This is a genomic window from Sphingomonas aerolata, from assembly GCF_003046295.1.
Taxonomy (GTDB): Bacteria; Pseudomonadota; Alphaproteobacteria; order Sphingomonadales; family Sphingomonadaceae; genus Sphingomonas; species Sphingomonas aerolata.
In genome coordinates this window covers 936,940-954,918 of record NZ_PZZN01000002.1, presented here as the reverse complement: position 1 = coordinate 954,918, position 17,979 = coordinate 936,940, and the positions used below count along the sequence as shown (strand labels likewise).

Annotated in this window: 19 protein-coding genes; 10 read left to right on the top strand and 9 right to left on the bottom strand. The window is 67.7% G+C overall.

The window, feature by feature from the left end; all coding sequences use genetic code 11:
* Positions 1–26 precede the first annotated feature (26 nt).
* From C8J24_RS11900 to C8J24_RS11885, 3 genes are all read right to left on the bottom strand, one after another.
* Positions 27–1,673 (bottom strand): inorganic phosphate transporter, encoded by a 1,647-nt coding sequence (locus tag C8J24_RS11900; RefSeq protein ID WP_107932497.1) that lies wholly within the window; start codon positions 1,671–1,673, stop codon positions 27–29.
* Positions 1,674–1,900: 227 nt separating this feature from the next.
* Positions 1,901–2,227: a UrcA family protein gene (locus tag C8J24_RS11895; protein WP_107932495.1), complete on the bottom strand. Its 327-nt coding sequence runs from the start codon at positions 2,225–2,227 to the stop codon at positions 1,901–1,903.
* Between the two features lie 225 nt (positions 2,228–2,452).
* A complete protein-coding gene (locus tag C8J24_RS11885) occupies positions 2,453–2,848 on the bottom strand; it encodes a GFA family protein (RefSeq protein WP_056680497.1) in 396 nt (131 codons plus the stop codon).
* A 110-nt stretch (positions 2,849–2,958) separates the two neighbouring features.
* Between C8J24_RS11885 and C8J24_RS11880 the strand changes: the two genes are divergently transcribed.
* The 3 genes from C8J24_RS11880 to C8J24_RS11870 all read left to right on the top strand — a co-directional run bounded on the left by C8J24_RS11880 (position 2,959) and on the right by C8J24_RS11870 (position 6,266).
* Positions 2,959–5,241, top strand: a complete 2,283-nt coding sequence (locus tag C8J24_RS11880; protein WP_056680943.1) for an ATP-dependent helicase — start codon at positions 2,959–2,961, stop codon at positions 5,239–5,241.
* Between the two features lie 110 nt (positions 5,242–5,351).
* A complete protein-coding gene (locus C8J24_RS11875) occupies positions 5,352–5,642 on the top strand; it encodes a hypothetical protein (protein ID WP_107932490.1) in 291 nt (96 codons plus the stop codon).
* 69 nt (positions 5,643–5,711) lie between these two features.
* Positions 5,712–6,266, top strand: coding sequence for a glycine zipper 2TM domain-containing protein (locus C8J24_RS11870; RefSeq protein WP_031440853.1), 555 nt, complete (start codon positions 5,712–5,714; stop codon positions 6,264–6,266).
* Positions 6,267–6,417: 151 nt separating this feature from the next.
* Here C8J24_RS11870 and C8J24_RS11865 read toward each other — a convergent pair whose 3' ends face one another.
* Positions 6,418–8,487, bottom strand: coding sequence for a prolyl oligopeptidase family serine peptidase (locus tag C8J24_RS11865; protein WP_420894113.1), 2,070 nt, complete (start codon positions 8,485–8,487; stop codon positions 6,418–6,420).
* 147 nt (positions 8,488–8,634) lie between these two features.
* Here C8J24_RS11865 and C8J24_RS11860 point away from each other — a divergent pair, with 147 nt between their 5' ends.
* Positions 8,635–10,050, top strand: a complete 1,416-nt coding sequence (locus C8J24_RS11860) for an MFS transporter (protein WP_107932488.1) — start codon at positions 8,635–8,637, stop codon at positions 10,048–10,050.
* Between the two features lie 12 nt (positions 10,051–10,062).
* Here C8J24_RS11860 and C8J24_RS11855 read toward each other — a convergent pair whose 3' ends face one another.
* The gene (locus C8J24_RS11855) at positions 10,063–11,823 is read right to left on the bottom strand and encodes a DUF885 domain-containing protein (protein WP_107932483.1); all 1,761 of its coding nucleotides are present in this window, start codon (positions 11,821–11,823) and stop codon (positions 10,063–10,065) included.
* Between the two features lie 128 nt (positions 11,824–11,951).
* On the opposite strand from C8J24_RS11855, the gene C8J24_RS11850 reads away from it, so the two are divergent.
* A complete protein-coding gene (locus C8J24_RS11850) occupies positions 11,952–12,776 on the top strand; it encodes an alpha/beta fold hydrolase (RefSeq protein ID WP_107932481.1) in 825 nt (274 codons plus the stop codon).
* Between the two features lie 42 nt (positions 12,777–12,818).
* On the opposite strand, the gene C8J24_RS11845 is transcribed toward C8J24_RS11850, so the two are convergent.
* Positions 12,819–13,151 carry an FtsB family cell division protein gene (locus C8J24_RS11845; RefSeq protein WP_042466854.1) on the bottom strand — a complete coding sequence of 111 codons (333 nt, stop codon included), beginning with the start codon at positions 13,149–13,151 and terminating at the stop codon, positions 12,819–12,821.
* Positions 13,152–13,174: 23 nt separating this feature from the next.
* On the bottom strand, positions 13,175–14,455 hold the full coding sequence (gene eno, locus C8J24_RS11840; RefSeq protein WP_031393148.1) for a phosphopyruvate hydratase: 1,281 nt from the start codon (positions 14,453–14,455) through the stop codon (positions 13,175–13,177).
* 153 nt (positions 14,456–14,608) lie between these two features.
* Here eno and C8J24_RS11835 point away from each other — a divergent pair, with 153 nt between their 5' ends.
* The 5 genes from C8J24_RS11835 (at position 14,609) to C8J24_RS11815 (ending at position 16,591) form a co-directional block, all read left to right on the top strand.
* Positions 14,609–15,118, top strand: a complete 510-nt coding sequence (locus tag C8J24_RS11835; protein WP_107932479.1) for a hypothetical protein — start codon at positions 14,609–14,611, stop codon at positions 15,116–15,118.
* 4 nt (positions 15,119–15,122) lie between these two features.
* Positions 15,123–15,476 (top strand): phage holin family protein, encoded by a 354-nt coding sequence (locus C8J24_RS11830; RefSeq protein ID WP_234387280.1) that lies wholly within the window; start codon positions 15,123–15,125, stop codon positions 15,474–15,476.
* Positions 15,473–15,745, top strand: coding sequence for a hypothetical protein (locus C8J24_RS11825; protein ID WP_052149343.1), 273 nt, complete (start codon positions 15,473–15,475; stop codon positions 15,743–15,745). Before C8J24_RS11830 ends, C8J24_RS11825 begins: the two co-directional genes overlap by 4 nt.
* Before the next feature lie 67 nt (positions 15,746–15,812).
* Positions 15,813–16,280 carry a hypothetical protein gene (locus tag C8J24_RS11820; RefSeq protein ID WP_042466851.1) on the top strand — a complete coding sequence of 156 codons (468 nt, stop codon included), beginning with the start codon at positions 15,813–15,815 and terminating at the stop codon, positions 16,278–16,280.
* A gap of 80 nt (positions 16,281–16,360) precedes the next feature.
* The gene (locus C8J24_RS11815) at positions 16,361–16,591 is read left to right on the top strand and encodes a DUF4170 domain-containing protein (RefSeq protein ID WP_031440187.1); all 231 of its coding nucleotides are present in this window, start codon (positions 16,361–16,363) and stop codon (positions 16,589–16,591) included.
* 222 nt (positions 16,592–16,813) lie between these two features.
* Here the strand turns inward: C8J24_RS11815 and C8J24_RS11810 are convergent, their stop codons facing one another.
* Together C8J24_RS11810 and greA are read right to left on the bottom strand one after the other, a co-directional pair.
* Entirely contained in the window at positions 16,814–17,464 is a 651-nt protein-coding gene (locus C8J24_RS11810) for a rhomboid family intramembrane serine protease (RefSeq protein ID WP_107932477.1), read from the bottom strand.
* Between the two features lie 5 nt (positions 17,465–17,469).
* Positions 17,470–17,946 (bottom strand): transcription elongation factor GreA, encoded by a 477-nt coding sequence (gene greA, locus C8J24_RS11805; protein WP_031394601.1) that lies wholly within the window; start codon positions 17,944–17,946, stop codon positions 17,470–17,472.
* Positions 17,947–17,979 lie beyond the last annotated feature (33 nt).

The following is a 17,979-nucleotide window of genomic DNA, read 5'->3' as shown; positions in this document are numbered from 1 at the left end:
CCGCCCCGTCAATCGTGCGCTCGGCTTTAGCGCCCCAAGGCGTGCGCCACCCCGAGCAGCATCCAGTACAGCCCGCCCGACAACAGCATCGCGACCGGCAGCGTCATGATCCACGCCAGCCCCATGTTCACCAGCGTCCGCCGCTGCAGCCCGCCGCCATTGGCGACGCTCGCGCCCGCAACGCCCGACGACAGGATATGCGTCGTCGACACGGGCAGGCCGAACCGGTCCGCCATCAGGATCGTCGCCGCCGCGACCAGCTCCGCCGACGCACCCATGCCATAGGTCAGATGCGACTTGCCGATCCGTTCGCCGACGGTGACGACGATCCGCTTCCACCCGACCATCGTGCCGAGCCCGAGCGCGAGCGCGACCGTGACCTTCACCCAGATCGGGATGTAGCGCGTCCCCTGCTCCAGCCCGCCGCCATAGGTTTTAAGCTCCGTGATCTCCTGCGCGGTAAAGCGCGCCTGCGCGGTCTTGTCCGCCGCGACCAGCTTGGTGGTGTCGAGCACGAGGTACATGTCGTTGCGCAGGTTCGATGTCGCCGCAGCGGGCACCTTGCCGAGCGAGCCATAGCCCTCGATCCGGCGGGTGACGTCGTTCGACAGCGTGGCGAGCGCGCCATAGACGACGGGCTCGGCGACCTGCTTGGATTTCAGCGCGGTGGTGACGCGCGCGCGGGCGGCCTCGACCGTCGAAGGCGTGCCGTCGGCATGTGCGGCATAGGCCGACGACGCCGCGCGGGCGCTCTGGACGAATGCCGGCGTCGCGCTTTCGGGCATCGTCCGGTTCAGCGCATAGGCGGTCGGCGCGCAGCCGATCAGGATGAGCATGATCAGCCCCATCCCCTTCTGGCCGTCATTGCTGCCATGCGCGAAGCTGACCGCGGTGCAGGTGCCGATCAGCAGCGCACGGATCCCGCGCGGCGGCGGCGTATCGCTCTCGGGCGCCTCGTACAGCTTGCGATCGCGCAGGAAGCGCTTCATCACCAGCAGCATCAGCAGCGCACCGACAAAGCCGACCACCGGGCTGAACGCGAGCGCGGAGAGCACCTTGGTCACCTGCGCCATGTCGACGCCCGACGTACCGTCCGCGCCGCCGTTGATCAGCTGGTTGGCGAGCCCGACGCCGAGGATCGAGCCGATCAGCGCATGGCTCGACGAATTGGGCAGCCCGACCGCCCAAGTTGCGAGGTTCCACAGGATCGCCGCGAGCAGCAGTGCGAAGATCATCGCGAAACCGCCCGCGCTGCCGACGTTGAGGATCAGGTCGACCGGCAGCAGCGTGATGATCGAATAGGCCACCGCGCCCGACGACGTCATCACACCGACGAAATTGAAGAATCCCGACCAGACGACCGCGAGCGGCGCGGGCATCGAATGCGTGTAGATGACCGTCGCGACCGCATTGGCGGTGTCGTGGAAGCCGTTGACGAATTCGAACCCGAGCGCGATCAGCAGCGCGAGCCCGAGGAACGCGAACGCACCGACCGCGAGCGTCTCGCCGACCTGCGCGGTATCGGTGGCGATGCTGAACCCCGCATAGGCCAGCCCCCCCAGCAATATTGCCAGAAAGATCCAGCGCCCGGCCGGATGCAGATCATGATCGAGCCGCGGTCCGCTGCGCGGTGCGCGGTCGATCGCGTCGACCGTTAATGGGGAAGTAGCCATGATCGCGCAGTCGGCCCTAACGATTACAACTTTATGACAACGCGATGCATCGCCGCGCGGCGATACCAGAATGACACAGTGACGAACCCCGCGCAGCGCGCGACCGCCCATGATCCTCCCCCGCCGGGGGGCAGGCACAGCCTGACGGCGGGGGAGGACCGCCGCGCCTTTGACAGAGCGGTCCTCCTTCAATCGCGCATCGGATCGAGCGCGAAGACGCTACCCCGTCACCGCCCCGCGAGGCTTGCCAGCTGAGTCCCGTTGCGCGTCAGCAACGCGGCGGTCTGGACCGTGGCGTCCTGCATCATTTCCGCGCGGCACCGGCGCGACTCGGCAAAGGCATTCAGCCCGGCGGTCCGCGGGGCGCAGGTCCGGTTGACCGCCGACTGCACGCGACGCGCAAGCACGCGCCGGCCGGCGTCGCTGGCCAGGTCGAGCCCGGCATGCGAGACACGGATCGTGACGGGGTCGCGCACCGGATCGGCGGCAGCGCCGGTCGCAAAAAGGCACGCGGAAGCGATCGCCGCCGAAGCGACGCTGTGGAGGATCTTCATGATGACGTCCTTTGCTGGTCCTGCGTTCCGCAGGCACGCCGGCCTGCGCGCGACTATGGCTGACCGTCGGGAGGACCGTCTCTGCGCGGCCTCTCCGACGAAGACCCTCGTCGCTGCGCACGCCCTACGCCCCGATCGTTACGCGCCCGCGACGGTTTGGCGACGGTTCGTCGGTCGCCCCGCGATTTCGATCACCTCGCACCCGGACGACGACCGAACGCCCGTTCACATCCCCGGATAGCGCGCGAATTCGGGCAGGCTCGCCAGGTCCGCCATCCACGCCAGCCGCTCCGCGACCTGGATTTGCGCGCCCGGTGTGACCGACTCGGGATCGTCGAGCGTGCACGACTGGATGTCGATGATCCCCGGCAGCGCGACCGGGTTGGTGTAGAACAGCCCCGTCCCGCACGTCCCGCAAAACTGCCGCCGCCCGTGCTCGGACGACGCATAGGTCACCGGATCGCCCGAGATCGTCACCTGCTCGGTCGCGAACGCGATCCAGCCGACCATCGGCGCGCCTGCGCTGCGGCGGCAATCCTCACAGTGGCACAGCGCGTGATGCGCCGCCTCGCCCGTCGCGACATAGTGGATCGCTCCGCAGTGGCATCGTCCCGACAACATGCACGCCTCCTGTTGATATTCTCGATTTGTTCCACACATCGCTGCGCCGTGCAAGCCTTAGCCGCTTGCCCGATCGCGCCCCGTTCCCTACCTGTTCACCGGTGAACCAGATCGCCCATCCGTCCGACGCAAACCGCCAGCCGCCCTATCTCCGCGGCCTCAACGATCCCCAGCGCGAGGCGGTGCTGACCACCGACGGCCCCGTCCTGATCATCGCCGGCGCGGGCACCGGCAAGACCGCGGCGCTGACCGCGCGACTCGCGCATCTGATCTTCACCAAGAAGGCGTGGCCGTCGGAAATCCTCAGCGTCACCTTCACCAACAAGGCCGCACGCGAGATGCGCGAGCGCGTCGGGCGCCTCGTCGGCGACGCGGTCGAGGGGATGCCGTGGCTCGGCACCTTCCACGCGATCGCCGCCAAGATGCTGCGCCGCCATGCCGAACTCGTCGGGCTCCAGTCGAACTTCACGATCCTCGACACCGACGACCAGCTGCGGTTGCTCAAGCAGCTCATTCTCGCCGCCGATATCGACGAGAAGCGGTTCCCAACGCGCAGCCTCGCCGGGCTGATCGACCAGTGGAAGAACAAGGGCCTCGTCCCCGCCGATATCGATGCGGGCGAGAGCGAGCGCTACGCCAACGGCCGCGGCGGTGAGCTGTACGAGCAATATCAGACCCGACTGCGCGCGCTCAACGCGTGCGATTTCGGCGACCTGCTGCTCCACATGCTCGTCATCCTGAAGACGCACCGCGACGTGCTCGCGCAGTATCAGCAGCGCTTCAAATACATCATGGTCGACGAGTATCAGGACACCAACTCGTCGCAATATCTCTGGCTGCGGTTGCTCGCACAGGAGCGCAAGAACATCGCCTGTGTCGGCGACGACGACCAGTCGATCTATTCGTGGCGCGGCGCGCAGGTCGAGAACATCCTGAAGTTCGAACGCGATTTTCCGGGCGCGAAGGTCATCCGCCTCGAACAGAATTACCGCAGCACGCCGCATATCCTCGGCGCCGCCTCGGGCGTGATCGCCAACAATGGCGGCCGCCTCGGCAAGCAGCTCTGGACCGAGCTCGACGTCGGCGAGAAGGTGAAGGTCATCGGCGTCTGGGACGGCCCCGAGGAAGCGCGCCGCGTCGGCGAGGAAATCGAGAGCGTCCGTCGCACGGGCAAGAGCCTCGACGAGGTTGCGATCCTCGTCCGCGCGCAGCACCAGACGCGCGAGTTCGAGGACCGCTTCATCGCGATCGGCATGCCGTACAAGATCGTCGGCGGCTTCCGCTTCTACGAACGCGCCGAGATCCGCGACGCGCTCGCCTATCTCCGCGTCGTCAATCAGCCGGCGGACGACCTCGCCTTCGAACGCATCGTCAACGTCCCCAAGCGCGGGCTCGGCGACAAGGCGGTCGCGCGCATCCACCAGCTCGCGCGCGCCACCGGCACCCCGCTCACGACGGCCGCCGCGCGCATCCTCGACACCGACGAACTCACCGGGGCCGCCAAGAAGTCGCTCGGCCGCCTCGTCGGCGACATCGCACGCTGGCGCGACATGGCGACCAGCCTGCCCCACGCCGAACTCGCCCGCCAATTGCTCGACGAGAGCGGCTACACCGCGATGTACCAGGCCGAGAAATCGGTCGAGGCGACCGGCCGGCTGGAGAATCTCAGCGAACTCGTCCGCGCGATGGAGGAATATGACTCGCTCGGCGCGTTCCTCGAACATGTCTCGCTGGTCATGGACAATGAGGGCGGCGCGCAGGATCCGCAGGTCACGATCATGACGATCCACGCCGCCAAGGGCCTCGAATACGACACCGTCTTCTGCGTCGGCTGGGAGGAAGGGCTGTTCCCCTCGCAGCGCTCGCTCGACGAGGGCGGCGTCAAGAGTCTCGAGGAGGAACGTCGCCTCGCCTATGTCGCGATCACCCGCGCACGGCGGCTCGCGGTGATCCTCCACGCCGCCAATCGTCGCATCTACGGCCAGTGGAATTCGTCGATCCCCTCGCGCTTCGTCGCCGAACTGCCCGACGAGCATACCGACACCGAGACGACGATGTCGGGCGGCGCGAGCCTCTGGCAAGCGAACTGGTCCGACCGCGCCGATCCGTTCGCCGACGTCGCACGCGGCACCGGCCGCGGCCCCGGCTGGCAGCGCGCGGCCACGCCCGGCGGCGGCTTCTCGACCAAACCCGCCCGCGTCGTCGAAAGCCGGTCAAGCGCGATCAGCCTCGGCAACAAGGGTCGCGACGACCTGTCGCTCGGCCAGCGGGTGTTCCACCAGAAGTTCGGCTATGGCGCGATCGCCGAGATCGAGGGCAACAAGCTCGAGATCGACTTCGAACAGGCCGGCCGCAAACGCGTCATGGACAGCTTCGTGACGATCGCGCCGTAGGACGACCGGTCGGCGCCAACCTGTACGGGAGCCGACAACCCCGTTCAGGAACGATGCCGAACCAGGATCGTATCGTCCTTCCAGCCCGATCTCGGGCAAGAGGACACCTCATGAAGTTCACGCATATCATCGCCGCCGGGCTCGCCTTCGCCACGCTCGGCCTCGGCGTGGCCGCGCCCGCCGAAGCCCAGCGCGATCGGGGCCATAGCCAGCAGTATCGCGACAACCATCACCGCGGCGACCACCGTGCCGATCGTCGCGACTATCGCCGCAACGACCATCGCGGCCGCCACGACGGCCGCCGCTTCCGCGGCCGCGACAATGACCGCCGCAACTGGAACAACAATCGCCGCTGCCGCACCGAATGGCGCAACCATCGTCGCGTCCAGATCTGTCGTTGACGAAAGGCGGGTGGCGGCGCGATGTCGCCACCCGTTACTGGGACACCCTACCGTGAAAGGATTTCGATCATGAAGCGTTCTCTCGGCCTCGCGACGATGATCGCCGCGACCTGCCTGTCCGCCGCCGCCCCCGCCGTCGCGCAGACCAGTGCCGACAACGCCCGTTTCGCCGCCGCCCAGGCGCGCCTCGACAGCGAGTTGCAGATCTTCCGCGAGGAATTCGATCGCTACCAGTCGCTGCGCGGCAATCGTGGCGGCAGCTATGTTCCGCCGGCGCCGCAGGGCGGCTATCGCCAGGCACCCGACCGGTATGAGGGCGGCTATCCCGACGAGCGCGACGAGGGCAATTACGACCCGGCCCGCGACTATCGCGTCGGCCCGAATTATCAGGAGCGCACCCTGTCCGCCAATGACCGCGTCTATGCTGGGCAGGACGGCCGCTATTACTGCAAGCGCAACGACGGCACGACCGGGCTGATCATCGGCGCGGCAGGTGGCGGCATCCTCGGCAACGTGATCGACGGCGGCCGCTCGCGGATCGTCGGCTCGCTGCTCGGCGCGGCCGCGGGTGGCCTCGCCGGCCGCGCGGTCGAGCAGAACAACAGCCAGATCCGCTGCCGCTGATCGCGTGCGGCGACCGGGCGTCCATCACGCCCGCCGCCGTTCGCGCCCCCTCCCCCGAAACCCCGTCATCCTGACGAAAGTCAGGATCCAGAGCCACGAGCGATACCGCCTCCGGCTCTGGATCCTGGATCACGTCCAGGATGACGGGCTGCTACTTCGCCGGCCCCATCAGCTTCTGCGCGAAATACGTCATCTGCAGCGCCTGCATCCGCGCCCCCTGCTCGATGTCCGCATCGCCCGAATGCCCGCCCGCGGTATCCTCGTAGAACAAATAGGGCAGGCCATATTCCTTCAGCCGCGCCGCGAACTTGCGCGCATGCTGCGGCCCGACCCGGTCATCCTTGGTCGTCGTCCAGATATAGGGCTCAGGGTAAGCCCCGCCGCGCTTGATGTTCTGATAGGGCGAGATCGTCTCGAGAAACGCCTTCTCGGCGGGGATCTTTACCGACCCATATTCATCGACCCATGACGCGCCCGCGGCGATCTGTTCGTAGCGGATCATGTCGAGCAGCGGCACCTGGATCGTCACCGCCTTCCACAGATCGGGATGCTGGTTAAACTCGACCCCCATCAGCAACCCGCCATTCGACCCGCCATAGATGCCGAGCGTCGCCGGGCTGGTCAGCTTGCGCGCGATCAGGTCCTGCCCGACCGCGGCGAAATCGTCATAGATGATCTGCCGCTTGGTCTTGCGCCCCGCATCATGCCATTTCGGCCCGAATTCGCCGCCGCCGCGGATATTGGCGAGCACGAAGCTGCCCCCGCGCTCGAGCCACAGCTTGCCCATCACCCCGGAATAATAAGGCGTCATCGACGATTCGAACCCGCCATAGGCGGTCATGATCGTCGGCGTGGTGCCGTCGAGCGGCACGTCCTTCCGGTGGACAATGAAATAGGGGATCTTCGTCCCGTCGGTCGAGACCGCCTCGAACTGCTCGACGACGTCGCGCGACGCATCGAACTTCGCCGGCAGCGCCTTGATCTGCCTGGGCACGCCGCCAGGCCCCGCATCGAGCGTCCACAAGGTCGTCGGCGCGAGGAATCCCGTCACCTGCACGAACGTCGCATTGCTGCGATCGGTCGTGCTCGCGACATCGACCGAGGCATTGTCGGGCAGCGCGACCGCGCGCGACGTCCAGCCCGCCTTGCCATGCGTGAACACCATCGCCCGGCCGCGGACATTGTCATAGACGCTGGCGACCACGTGATCGCGCGTCACCGACACGCCGTCGACCGACTGGCGATCGGTCGGCGCGAAGACCAAAGTCGGCGTGAACTTGCCCTTGCGCACCTCGGCGAGCGGCGCCGAGGCGATCGCGCCGGCGGGGATCTGCCCCCAAGCCTCGCTGGTCGAGAAGATCACCTGCCCGTCGACCATCCCCGACGGAAAGACGCGGTCGGGAAGGTCGAGCTTCACCAGCCCGGCCGGCGTGACGACATGCTTCTCGCCGCCGAAAAAGGTCGGGCGCCGCTGGATCATCGTCACGCGGTTGCCCTGCCCGTCGGTCATCACGCTGGCATAGGTGCCGAGCTGGTCCGACGCCTCGCCGCGGAAGATCTCGCGCGCGGCGCTCAGCGGCTGGCCGCGCTTCACCTCCTTGACGACGAACGGATAGCCCGACGCGGTCATCGACCCCGCACCCCAGTCGCGCGCGACCAGCAGCGTGTCCTTGTCGACCCAGCTCGCGCCCTGCTTCGACGTCGACAGCGCAAAGCCGTTCGCGACGAACTGCCCGGTCTGCAGATCGAATTCGCGGTAGGACACCGCATCCTCGCCGCCCTCGGACAGCGAGACGAGGCACAGCCGCTCGTCGGGCTGGAGGCAGGACGCACCCTTCCACACCCATTTCTTGCCCTCGGCCTTGCTCAGTGCATCGAGATCGAGCGCGGTCGTCCAGACCGGATCGGCCTGCGCGTAGCCCGCCTCGCTCGTCCACCGCCAGATCCCCTGCGGATGCTCGGCATCGCGCCAGAAATTATAGATCCGGCCGAAGCGCTGGTCGGGCATCGGGATCCGGTCCTTCGCTGCCGCGATCGCCAGCGCCTCGGCATAGAAGCTCTTGTAGCGCGGATCGTTCTGCAACCGGGGAAGCGTCTTGGCATTCTCCGCCTCGACCCAGGCGAGCGGCTTGGCGCCATCCTTGTCCTCGAGCCAGATATAGGGGTCGGCGGCGGTGTCCGCGGCCGGGGTCGGGGTCGGAGCAGGCTTTGTGTTCGTCATCGGTGCGACTTGGGCGAGCGCACTGCCCGCCGCAAGGCCGGCGCCGCCCGTCAATATCGTCGCCGCAAGCGCAGCCGTAAGAACCCGCATCGTCCATTTCCCCGAATAGCTTGGCGTCATTCATGACGGTGTCTATCGCGGTCCGCAATGCAGTCCGACCAGACAACGGCCCTGGATGGCCTTCCCAAGCCCCGCCGCTTCCTCGCGATCGCCGCGATCTCGGCGGGCACCGCGCTGACCATCATCGACGGCGGCGTCGCCAATGTCGCGCTGCCGACGATCGCACGCGACCTGGGCGTCGACAGCAGCGCGGTGGTGACCGTCGTCACCGTCTATCAGCTGATCCTGGCGATGGCGCTGCTCCCCTTTTCGGGGCTCGGCGACCGGATCGGGCTGAAGCGCATGTATCAATATGGCCAGCTCGTCTTCACCGTCGCGACGCTGCTCTGCTTCTTCGCCAAGAGCCTGCCCTTCCTGCTCGTCGTCCGCGCCGCCCAGGCGCTCGGCGCGGCGGCCGCGCTCAGCGTGTCGTCCGCGCTAATCCGATCGATCTACCCGTCGCAGCAGCTCGGCCGCGGGCTCGGCATCAATTCGGTCGTCGTCTCGAGTTCGGCCGCGCTCGCGCCGACGCTGGGCGGGCTGGTCCTCGCGGTCGCGCCCTGGCCCTGGGTCTTCGCCAGCGCGGTACCGTTCGCGATCCTCAGCCTGTTCCTCGGACGCGCCTTGCCCGATCCCAGCCCGCGGAGCGAACCGTTCGACGTACTCGGCGCGGTGATGTGCGCGGCGATGATCGGGCTCGTCATCGGCGGATCGGAGACCGCGGTGCACGGCGACAGCCCGGTCGTCTCGGCGGCGATCGTGCTGACCGGGGTGGCGATCGGCTGGATCTTCGTCCGGCGCGAGCGCGGGGAGACCAAGCCGATCCTGCCGATCGACCTGCTCGCCCGCCCCGTCCTCGCGCTGTCCGCTATCGGTGCTTTTACCGCGTTCATCGCGCAGATGACGCTGCTCCTGTCGACGCCGTTCCGGCTGACCCAGGCTTACGGCTTTTCCGCCGCCGAGGTCGGCGCGGCGATCGCGCCATGGCCGCTCGCCAACATGGTCGTGGCGCCGCTGTCGGGATGGCTGTCGGATCGCTATCCCGCCGGGCTGCTCGGCGGCATCGGCATGGCCGTCTCGATCGCCGCGCTGTTGCTGCTCGCGTTCATGCCCGCCGATCCGAGCTATTTCGCGATCGCCTGGCGGATGGCGCTCTGCGGCTCGGGGTTCGGGATGTTCATGGCGCCGAACGCGCGCCTGATCATCGGCTCGGCCCCGCGCGAGCGGGCCGCCGCCGCCGGGGGTCTGATCTCGACGGTCCGGCTGGTCGGGCAGACGACCGGCGCCACCGTCGTCGCCGCGCTGCTCGCCATCGGGGTCGGCGCGGGCACGACGCCGCCGCTGGTCGCCGCGGGCATGGCGCTGGTCGCTGGCCTGTGCGGCGTGTCGCGCCTGCGCCCCTCGATCCGCAACCCACCGATCGACGAGACGCGCGACGTCCAGCCGGCCGCGCAGGCGCGCTAGCCGCCGGCTCGCTCAGAACGCCGCGATCGGCCGGGGCTCGCCCAGCATCGCTTGCCGGACCAGCGGGATCGGCGGCCCGCCATAGCGCAGCAGTCGGTCGTGGAACGCCTTCCACGCGCGCCGCCCGCCCCGCCCCGCGGTCCAGTCCTCGCGCAACCGGCGGATCATCAGCTTGCCCATCGTGTAGTTGAGATAGGCCGGATCGTAGGTCCCGCGCAGCGCCTGTTGCCGCGCATTGCCCTCGTCCTGGTAACATTGGTCGACGAACAGGGTGAACGCCTCCGCCTGGGTCATGCCGCGCGCATGCATCCCGATCGCGGCGAGGAGCCGGCAGTCGCGCAGCAGCGCGTTCGACAGCTGGCCGATATGGATGTCCGCGCGGCCGCCGCCCAGCCCCGCCTCCCACATCATCTCCTCGGCATAATGCGCCCAGCCCTCGGCATAGCCATAGCCGACGAACACCCGCCCGATCAGCGACGGCACGCGATTGGCGTGGAGGAAATGGACGAAATGCCCGGGCATCGCCTCGTGGATCGAGGTGAAGAGCAGGTCCGACTTGCCCGGCACGAACGCGTCCCGCACCGCCTGCGTCCAGCGCGGATCGGGCGGCGAGATGTAATAGACCGACGGCACGCCGCGGTCGAACGGGCCCGGCGGATCGATATAGGCGAGATTCTGCCGGCTATAGGGTGGGCTCTCCTCGACCAGCGCCTCTTCGCTGCCGGCGAGCGTCAGCAGGTCGCGCCGGACGATGAACGCGCGCAGCATCGGGATCTGGCGGCGCGCCTCGGCGACCGGTCCGTCGACCGGCTTGTCCGCATTCACCTGCGCCAGACAGTCGCGGACCGTCAGGCCGAACGCGAACCGGGCACAGGCCGCGGCCAGCGCGCGCTGGTTGCGCGCCAGATCGGCCCGCCCCGCCGCCTCAAGCGTCGCGATCGGCGTGTCGACCCCCTCGGTCTCGCGCAGCATCTGCGAGAACAGCGCGGGGCCCAGCGCGAACGACCGTGTCGCGCTCGGGCGCTGCGCCTCGACCCAGAGCGCCAGGTCGCGCATCGCCTCCGACGCGGTCATCGCCGCATCGGCGAGCTCGCGCTGCAGCCCCTCGTCCGCGACGCCTGCGAACGCCTTGACCGAATCGTCCATGTAATAGGACGCAAAGCCGCGGAACGCATTGGCGGCATAGTCGACATGGCTGATCGGCATCGGCGTCGCGAGGTTCTGCTGAATCTGCAGCGTCGCCGCCGGGATCCGGCGCAACAACGCGATCAGCGCGCGCATCCGCCGGACCGGGTCGGCATAGGCGCGCACGACATAGACATTGGGGTCGAGCCCGCCCGCGACATACCAGGCCGGGTTGCGATGCGGCGCGTCGGCGGCCTCGAGCCAGAACAGCTTGTCGCGCGCGACCATCACCAGATAATCGCGCTCGAACCGCTGCTCGGGGCTGAGGGCCGCCGCCTCGAACCGTCCCGCCGCCGCGATCGACCGGTGCAGGAACGCCGCCTGCCGACCCAGCCCTTGCGCGCTCCAGTCGGGCAGCCCGCCATCATGCTCATGCCGCCCCTGATAGACCGCAAAGGCCGGGTCGAGCGCGAACCACGTCGCGAAGAACCGGTCGCGAAACGCAGTCCACGCATCGGGCGCGATCGCAACGACGGGGGCGGTGACGGGCGTGGCGGCGACGCGGTCCCGCGTCGGCGGATCGTCGGGCGTACAGCTGCCCAGCGCAAGCAGCAGCGCCGCCGTCCTCGCCGGGAACCTCGTCCGCATCAATCTCCCCCCTCACGCCGTAGCGTGCCCGCAATGCTGCCAGCGGAATCGCGCGGACGCCAGAGTTGGAACGGCCAATAGCCCGGACCGTTGAGGTAAGGACCTTGGCGACAACCCCGGAGATTGACATGCCCTTCATTAAAACCCGAGACGGCACAGACATTTACGTCAAGGACTGGGGCAGCGGGCGGCCCGTGATCCTGACGCATGGCTGGCCATTAAATGCCGACAGCTGGGATGCGCAGGCGATGGCGCTCGCGGAGGCGGGGTTCCGCGCGATCGCCTATGACCGCCGCGGCTTCGGACGGTCGGGCCAGCCCTGGTCGGGCTATGACTATGATACGCTGACCGACGATCTCGCCGATGTCATGGCCGCGACCGGCGCGACCGAGGACGCGACGCTCGTCGGCTTCTCGATGGGCGGCGGCGAGGTCGCCCGCTACATGAGCCGCCACGACGGCAAGGGCGTGATCGCCGCCGGGCTGATCGCCTCGGTCGTGCCCTATATGCTCAAGACCGACGACAATCCGCACGGTGTCCCCGAAGCGACGCTCGCCGGCATCGGCGCCGGGATCAAGGAGGATCGCCCCGCCTTCTTCCGCACCTTTCTGCAGCAGTTCCTCGGCGTCGGGTTCATCACCTCGCCGGTCAGCGACGAGATGGTCGACTGGGTCTGGGGTCTGGCGATGCCGGCGGGGCTGCGCCCGACGCTCGCCTGCGCCGAGTCGTTCGGCCATACCGACTTCCGCGCCGACCTTGCCGCGTTCCGCGTGCCGACGCTGATCGTCCACGGCACCGCCGACAAGACCGTCCCGATCGACGCCACCGGCCGCGCCGCGGCCAAGGGCATCGCGGGTTCGCAGTTGGTCGAATATGACGGCGCGCCGCACGGGCTGACGCTCACCGAAAGCGACCGCTTCACGCAGGACCTGCTGCGCTTCCTCGGCCGGTAACCCCGCCTATCAATCCTCCCCCGCAAGGGGGAGGATCGTAAGTCAGTTCCCCAGCGGTACGATCACCTCGTCCGGGTGCGCGACGTTCAGCTCCTTGCGGACCATCTCGTCGACCATGTCCGGATTGGCATGATCCGGGTTGAGCAGCGCCACCCGGTTCTTGAGCACCTCGCGCTTGCGGTCGAGCACGGCATAGTCGCGCTCCCGCTTCGCCAGCTGCCGCTTGTAATCGCCATACGCGAACATCCCGTTCGGCCCGAGCACGGCATAGGCGCCGAAGAACGCCATCAGCGTCAGCCCCAGCGCAGGCCAGGCGGCCTTGCGCATCGTCCGCCGCAACTTGGTGCTCTTCGTCGTGCTGGTCGTGCGCGCCATGGGGTCCTCCGGGTCTTAGCCTATCAGCCGCCGATCAGGATGTCGCGACCCGCATAGCGCGCCGCGTCGCCCAGCTCTTCCTCGATCCGGATCAGCTGGTTGTACTTGGCGAGCCGGTCCGACCGCGCAAGGCTGCCCGTCTTGATCTGCCCGCAATTGGTCGCGACGGCGAGATCGGCGATCGTCGAATCCTCGGTCTCGCCCGAGCGATGCGACATGACGGCGGTGTACTTGGCGCGCTGTGCCATCGACACGGCTTCCAGCGTCTCGGTCAGCGTGCCGATCTGGTTGACCTTCACCAGCAGCGAATTGGCATAGCCGCCCTCGATCCCGCGCTTCAGCCGCTTCGGGTTGGTGACGAACAGATCGTCGCCGACCAGCTGGACCTTGTCGCCGATCAGGTCGGTGAGCGTCTTCCAGCCCTCCCAGTCGTCCTCGCCCATGCCGTCCTCGATCGAGAAGATCGGATAGCGGCGCGTCAGGTCGGCCAGATACTCGGCCATCTCGGCGCTCTCGAGGATCTTCCCCTCGCCCGAAATGTCGTACTTGCCGTTCTTGTAGAACTCGGTCGCGGCGCAATCGAGCGCGAGCATCACGTCCTCGCCGGGCTTGTAGCCGGCCTTCTCGATGCTCGACATGATAAAGTCGAGCGCCTCGGTCGTGCTGCCGATGTTCGGCGCGAAACCGCCCTCGTCGCCGACGCTGGTCGACAGGCCCTTCGCGCTCAGGCCCTTCTTCAGCGTGTGGAAGATCTCCGAGCCGCAACGCACCGCCTCGAGGATGTTCGATGCGCCGACCGGCACGATCATGAATTCCTGGAAATCGATCGGGTTGTCGGCATGCTCGCCGCCATTGATGATGTTCATCATCGGCACCGGCAGCAGGTGCGCCTGGACGCCGCCGACATAGCGGTACAGCGGCAGGCCGCGCGCTTCGGCGGCCGCCTTGGCCGCGGCCAGGCTGACGCCCAGGATCGCGTTCGCACCCAGCCGTGCCTTGTTCTCGGTCCCGTCGAGCTCGATCATCGCGCGGTCGAGGTCCGACTGGTCCTCCGCGTCCATGCCCAGCACCGTGTCGGTGATCTCGTCATTGACCGCATCGACCGCGCTGTCGACGCCCTTGCCGCCCCAGCGCGTGGCGTCGCCGTCACGCTTCTCGACCGCCTCGTGCGCACCGGTCGAGGCGCCCGACGGCACCGCGGCGCGGCCGAAGCTGCCATCCTCGAGCAGGACGTCGACCTCGATCGTCGGATTGCCCCGGCTATCGAGGATCTGGCGGGCGTGAATGTCGATGATTGCGGTCACGTAACGATGCTCCTACAAATCCCCAAGCTGGTCGATCGCCCGGGACGTTCGCGCTGCCTCTACCGCCTCGCGTCATATCGGGCAATCGGGCCGACTAGGGGAACCGTGCCTGCGCACCGGTGTTGAGGGCGTAGCATTTCGAAAGGGACGACCATGGCCGATACCGACGCACAGCCGATGACCACAGGCGATGTCGCCGCCGCCGGCACTGCCACCATCGCAGAGCCGCTGAAGGGCGGCGTCACGCGGCTCGACGACGCCGCTGACACCACCGGCACCAAGGCGACCGAGGCCAAGCAGGTGATCAAGGACAATGCGAGCAAATATGGCCAGCAGGCCGCCGACAAGGCGCGTCTGTTCGCCGAGGACGGCAAGGCCCGCGCCGGCACCGCGCTCGAGCAGGTCGCACAGTTGCTGACCGACGCCGCGGCGCAGGTCGATGACAAGCTCGGCGCGCAATATGGCGGCTATGCCCGCAGCGCCGCGGACAGCGTCTCGGGCTTCGCCGAGCAGGTCCGCGCCAAGGATATCGACGCACTGGTCGACGACGTCACCGCGCTCGTCCGCAAGTCGCCCGCCGTTGCGGTCGGTGCGGCCGCGGCCCTCGGCTTCGTCGTGGCACGGCTGGTCCAGTCGGGCATCGATGCAAACCCGAAGGACTGAGGTCTTGGCGGATCCCATCCCCTTTGCGCTCGATGGTGAGGAAAGCCTGACCGCGGTCGTCGGCCGTCTGGCCGGCGAGACGCGCGCGCTCGCGACCGCGGAAATCGCGGTGTACAAGGCAAAGTTCGGCGAGACGGCGACGGCGTACAAATCGGCGGCGATGTTCTTCGCCATTGCCGGGGTGTTGGCGCTGGCCGCGTTGATCGCACTTCTGGTCGGTGCGATCTTGACGCTGGCGACGCTGGTGGGGCCAGGATGGGCGACGGCCATCGTCGTCCTTGTCGTGCTGGCGATTGCCGGCGCGCTCGCGATGGTCGGCAAGTCGAAGCTTAAGCCCGAAAGCGAGCCCGCCACATGACATCCGCCAAAGTCGCCGCCGCAGAGATCGAAGCGGCCCTCGCCCGCCAGCGCGTCATGATGACGATCGGGCAGTTGCAGGACCGCCTCAATCCGCGTCGGCTGGCGCTCAACGCCAGCCGCGACGTCGCCGATGTCGGCACCGCCGCGCTCAATGCCAGTGTCGAGACGGTACGCCGCAACCCCGGTCCCGCCGCGGGTGCCGCGGCGGTAGCGGGACTGTTTCTCGCCCGTCACCGTATCGTCGGACTGTTTCGCCGCGGGCGCTGATCGCGCCCCAACCATATTGTCCCGGCCGCGTCCCGATGGCGCCGCCGGAAATCAGAAGGACCGTCCCATGACCGACGCCCACACCAAGATCGAAAACGCCGAACATCGTCTGCGCGAGGGTCTCGACACCGTCCGCGACACCGCCGCAAAGGTCTATCACGACGCCGGCGACAAGGCCGCCGAGGCGCTCGACGCTTCAAAGGAAACCGCACGTCGCACCGTCAACAGCCTCGAATCCAACCCGCTCGGCATTCTCGTCGGCGGTCTGGTCGTTGGTGCGCTCGCGGGTGTGCTGATCCCGCGCTCGGCGCGTGAGAAGTCGTTGCTCGCGCCGCTCGGCAAGCGTCTCGGCGAGACCGCGATCGCCGCCACCGCCGCCGCAAAGGCTGCCGGCCAGTCGGAGCTCGGCGAACTCGGCCTGACCAAGGACAATGCCCGTGGCCAGGCCAAGGGTCTCGTCGAGGGAATCGTCAAGGCGCTGACCACCGCGGGTACCGCAGGTGCGAAGGCCGTTTCGCAAAAGACCCCCGGCTAAAGGACCGGTCCGCAAAGGGTTCAAAGCGCGGGTCGAACACGCTAGGGCGTCTGCAACCCCCATTCCAAGGACAGCAGCGCATGAGCAAGCTTCATCTCGTATTCGGCGGCCGCGTCAGCGACCCGCGCACCCTGGATTTCAACGACCTCAGCAAGATCGAGTTCGTCGGCGTGTTCCCCGACTATGCCAGCGCCGAAAAGGCCTGGCGTGCTGCAGCGCAGCGTACGGTCGACGATGCCGAGATGAAGTTCGTCGTCGTGCATCTCCACCGCATGCTCGAACCGAACCTGACGACGAACCCGACGGCGTAACACGCCGCGCGGCGACGAGGCGGCCTGGACCGCGGTCAGCACCCAGTGCCCGACCGCCCACCGCCTCAACCCGCTATGGCTGGCGCAAGACGTCCATCCCCCTCCCGTCATCCCGACGAAAGTCGGGACCCAGAGCCACAGGCGACACGTTCCGTAACTCTGGGTCCTGACTTTCGTCAGGATGACGGAAGAATTTGGGACCGCTAAACCCGCACCCGGCAATCAGGCCGTGCGGTACCGCCACAGCAACAACGGCCGCGCGAGCATCAGCCCCGCCAGAAACCCGCCGATATGCGCGCCGACCGCGATCGAGCCATTGGCCCCGACCGAAGCGCCGAACCCCGCGACCCCCATCATCAGCTGGATGCCGATCCACGCCGCGGCCAGCCACAGCACGTGTACAACCCCCGCCGGCACCGGCCCGATCGCGCGCGCCCGTCGCTCACCATAGAGCAGCGCATAGGCGCCCACGACCGCCGAGATCGCGCCGCTGGCGCCGACCATCGGTGCGATCGATCGCGGATCGAGCACCCATTGCCCGGCGGCCGCGAAATACGCGCCGACGATGTAGAGGACGACGATCTGTGCGGTACCGATCGCGCGCTCGACGAACTGTCCGCAATAGACCAGCATGACGAGGTTGAGCGCGAGATGCGCCCAGCCGCCATGGAGCAGCGCCGCGGTCAGCGGCGTCGCCCAGGCGGGGATCGCAAAGTCGTGACCGCCCGCCATGCCCAGCTCAGTCAGCCGGAGCGGGATGAAGCCCGCATTCACCACCCAATAGGGCAGCGCGCCGGTCACCAGCAAAAGCCCCGAGATCACGACCGTCACGATCGTGATGATCGCCGTCGCCCGCGTCTCGAAAAATGCCATGATGCCTAGATGAACTCGATCTTGGAGACGACGTAATAGCGCTCGCCGGCGGGCACCGTGACCTCGACCTCTTCGTCGAGCTTGCGCCCGATCAGCCCGCGGCCCAGCGGCGAGTTGTACGAGATCCGGCCGGTCTTGGCGTTCGCCTCGGTCTGGCCGACGATCTGGTACTTCACCGGCTTGTCGTTCTCGTCGAGCAAAGTGACGGTCGCGCCGAACACGACCTTGTCGCCCGAAAGCTCCTTGGGGTCGATGATCTGCGCACGGCTCAGCTTGTCCTCGATGTCCGAGATCGAGGCCTCGACCTGACCCTGACGCTCCTTGGCGGCGTGATATTCGGCGTTTTCCGACAGGTCGCCATGCGCCCGCGCTTCCTCGATCGCATCGACGATCGTCGGGCGTTCGGCCTTGAGGCGCTTCAGATCCGCCGACAGCGTCTCATAACCCTCTTGCAGCATTGGCATCTTTTCGACGGTCGCCATATCTCGTCCCCAATTCATTACCCAACGCAAGCC

Excerpts from the sequence above, each read along its gene's own strand:
- C8J24_RS11875 (WP_107932490.1), top strand. The coding sequence starts at position 5,352 with ATGAAGTTCACGCATATCATCGCCGCCGGGCTCGCCTTCGCCACGCTC.
- greA (WP_031394601.1), bottom strand. The coding sequence starts at position 17,946 with ATGGCGACCGTCGAAAAGATGCCAATGCTGCAAGAGGGTTATGAGACG.
- C8J24_RS11895 (WP_107932495.1), bottom strand. The coding sequence starts at position 2,227 with ATGAAGATCCTCCACAGCGTCGCTTCGGCGGCGATCGCTTCCGCGTGC.
- C8J24_RS11855 (WP_107932483.1), bottom strand. The coding sequence starts at position 11,823 with ATGCGGACGAGGTTCCCGGCGAGGACGGCGGCGCTGCTGCTTGCGCTG.
- C8J24_RS11815 (WP_031440187.1), top strand. The coding sequence starts at position 16,361 with ATGAGCAAGCTTCATCTCGTATTCGGCGGCCGCGTCAGCGACCCGCGC.
- C8J24_RS11845 (WP_042466854.1), bottom strand. The coding sequence starts at position 13,151 with ATGGCGCGCACGACCAGCACGACGAAGAGCACCAAGTTGCGGCGGACG.
- C8J24_RS11860 (WP_107932488.1), top strand. The coding sequence starts at position 8,635 with ATGCAGTCCGACCAGACAACGGCCCTGGATGGCCTTCCCAAGCCCCGC.
- C8J24_RS11810 (WP_107932477.1), bottom strand. The coding sequence starts at position 17,464 with ATGGCATTTTTCGAGACGCGGGCGACGGCGATCATCACGATCGTGACG.
- C8J24_RS11820 (WP_042466851.1), top strand. The coding sequence starts at position 15,813 with ATGACCGACGCCCACACCAAGATCGAAAACGCCGAACATCGTCTGCGC.
- C8J24_RS11825 (WP_052149343.1), top strand. The coding sequence starts at position 15,473 with ATGACATCCGCCAAAGTCGCCGCCGCAGAGATCGAAGCGGCCCTCGCC.
- C8J24_RS11865 (WP_420894113.1), bottom strand. The coding sequence starts at position 8,487 with ATGACGAACACAAAGCCTGCTCCGACCCCGACCCCGGCCGCGGACACC.
- C8J24_RS11870 (WP_031440853.1), top strand. The coding sequence starts at position 5,712 with ATGAAGCGTTCTCTCGGCCTCGCGACGATGATCGCCGCGACCTGCCTG.
- C8J24_RS11835 (WP_107932479.1), top strand. The coding sequence starts at position 14,609 with ATGGCCGATACCGACGCACAGCCGATGACCACAGGCGATGTCGCCGCC.
- C8J24_RS11885 (WP_056680497.1), bottom strand. The coding sequence starts at position 2,848 with ATGTTGTCGGGACGATGCCACTGCGGAGCGATCCACTATGTCGCGACG.
- C8J24_RS11900 (WP_107932497.1), bottom strand. The coding sequence starts at position 1,673 with ATGGCTACTTCCCCATTAACGGTCGACGCGATCGACCGCGCACCGCGC.
- C8J24_RS11850 (WP_107932481.1), top strand. The coding sequence starts at position 11,952 with ATGCCCTTCATTAAAACCCGAGACGGCACAGACATTTACGTCAAGGAC.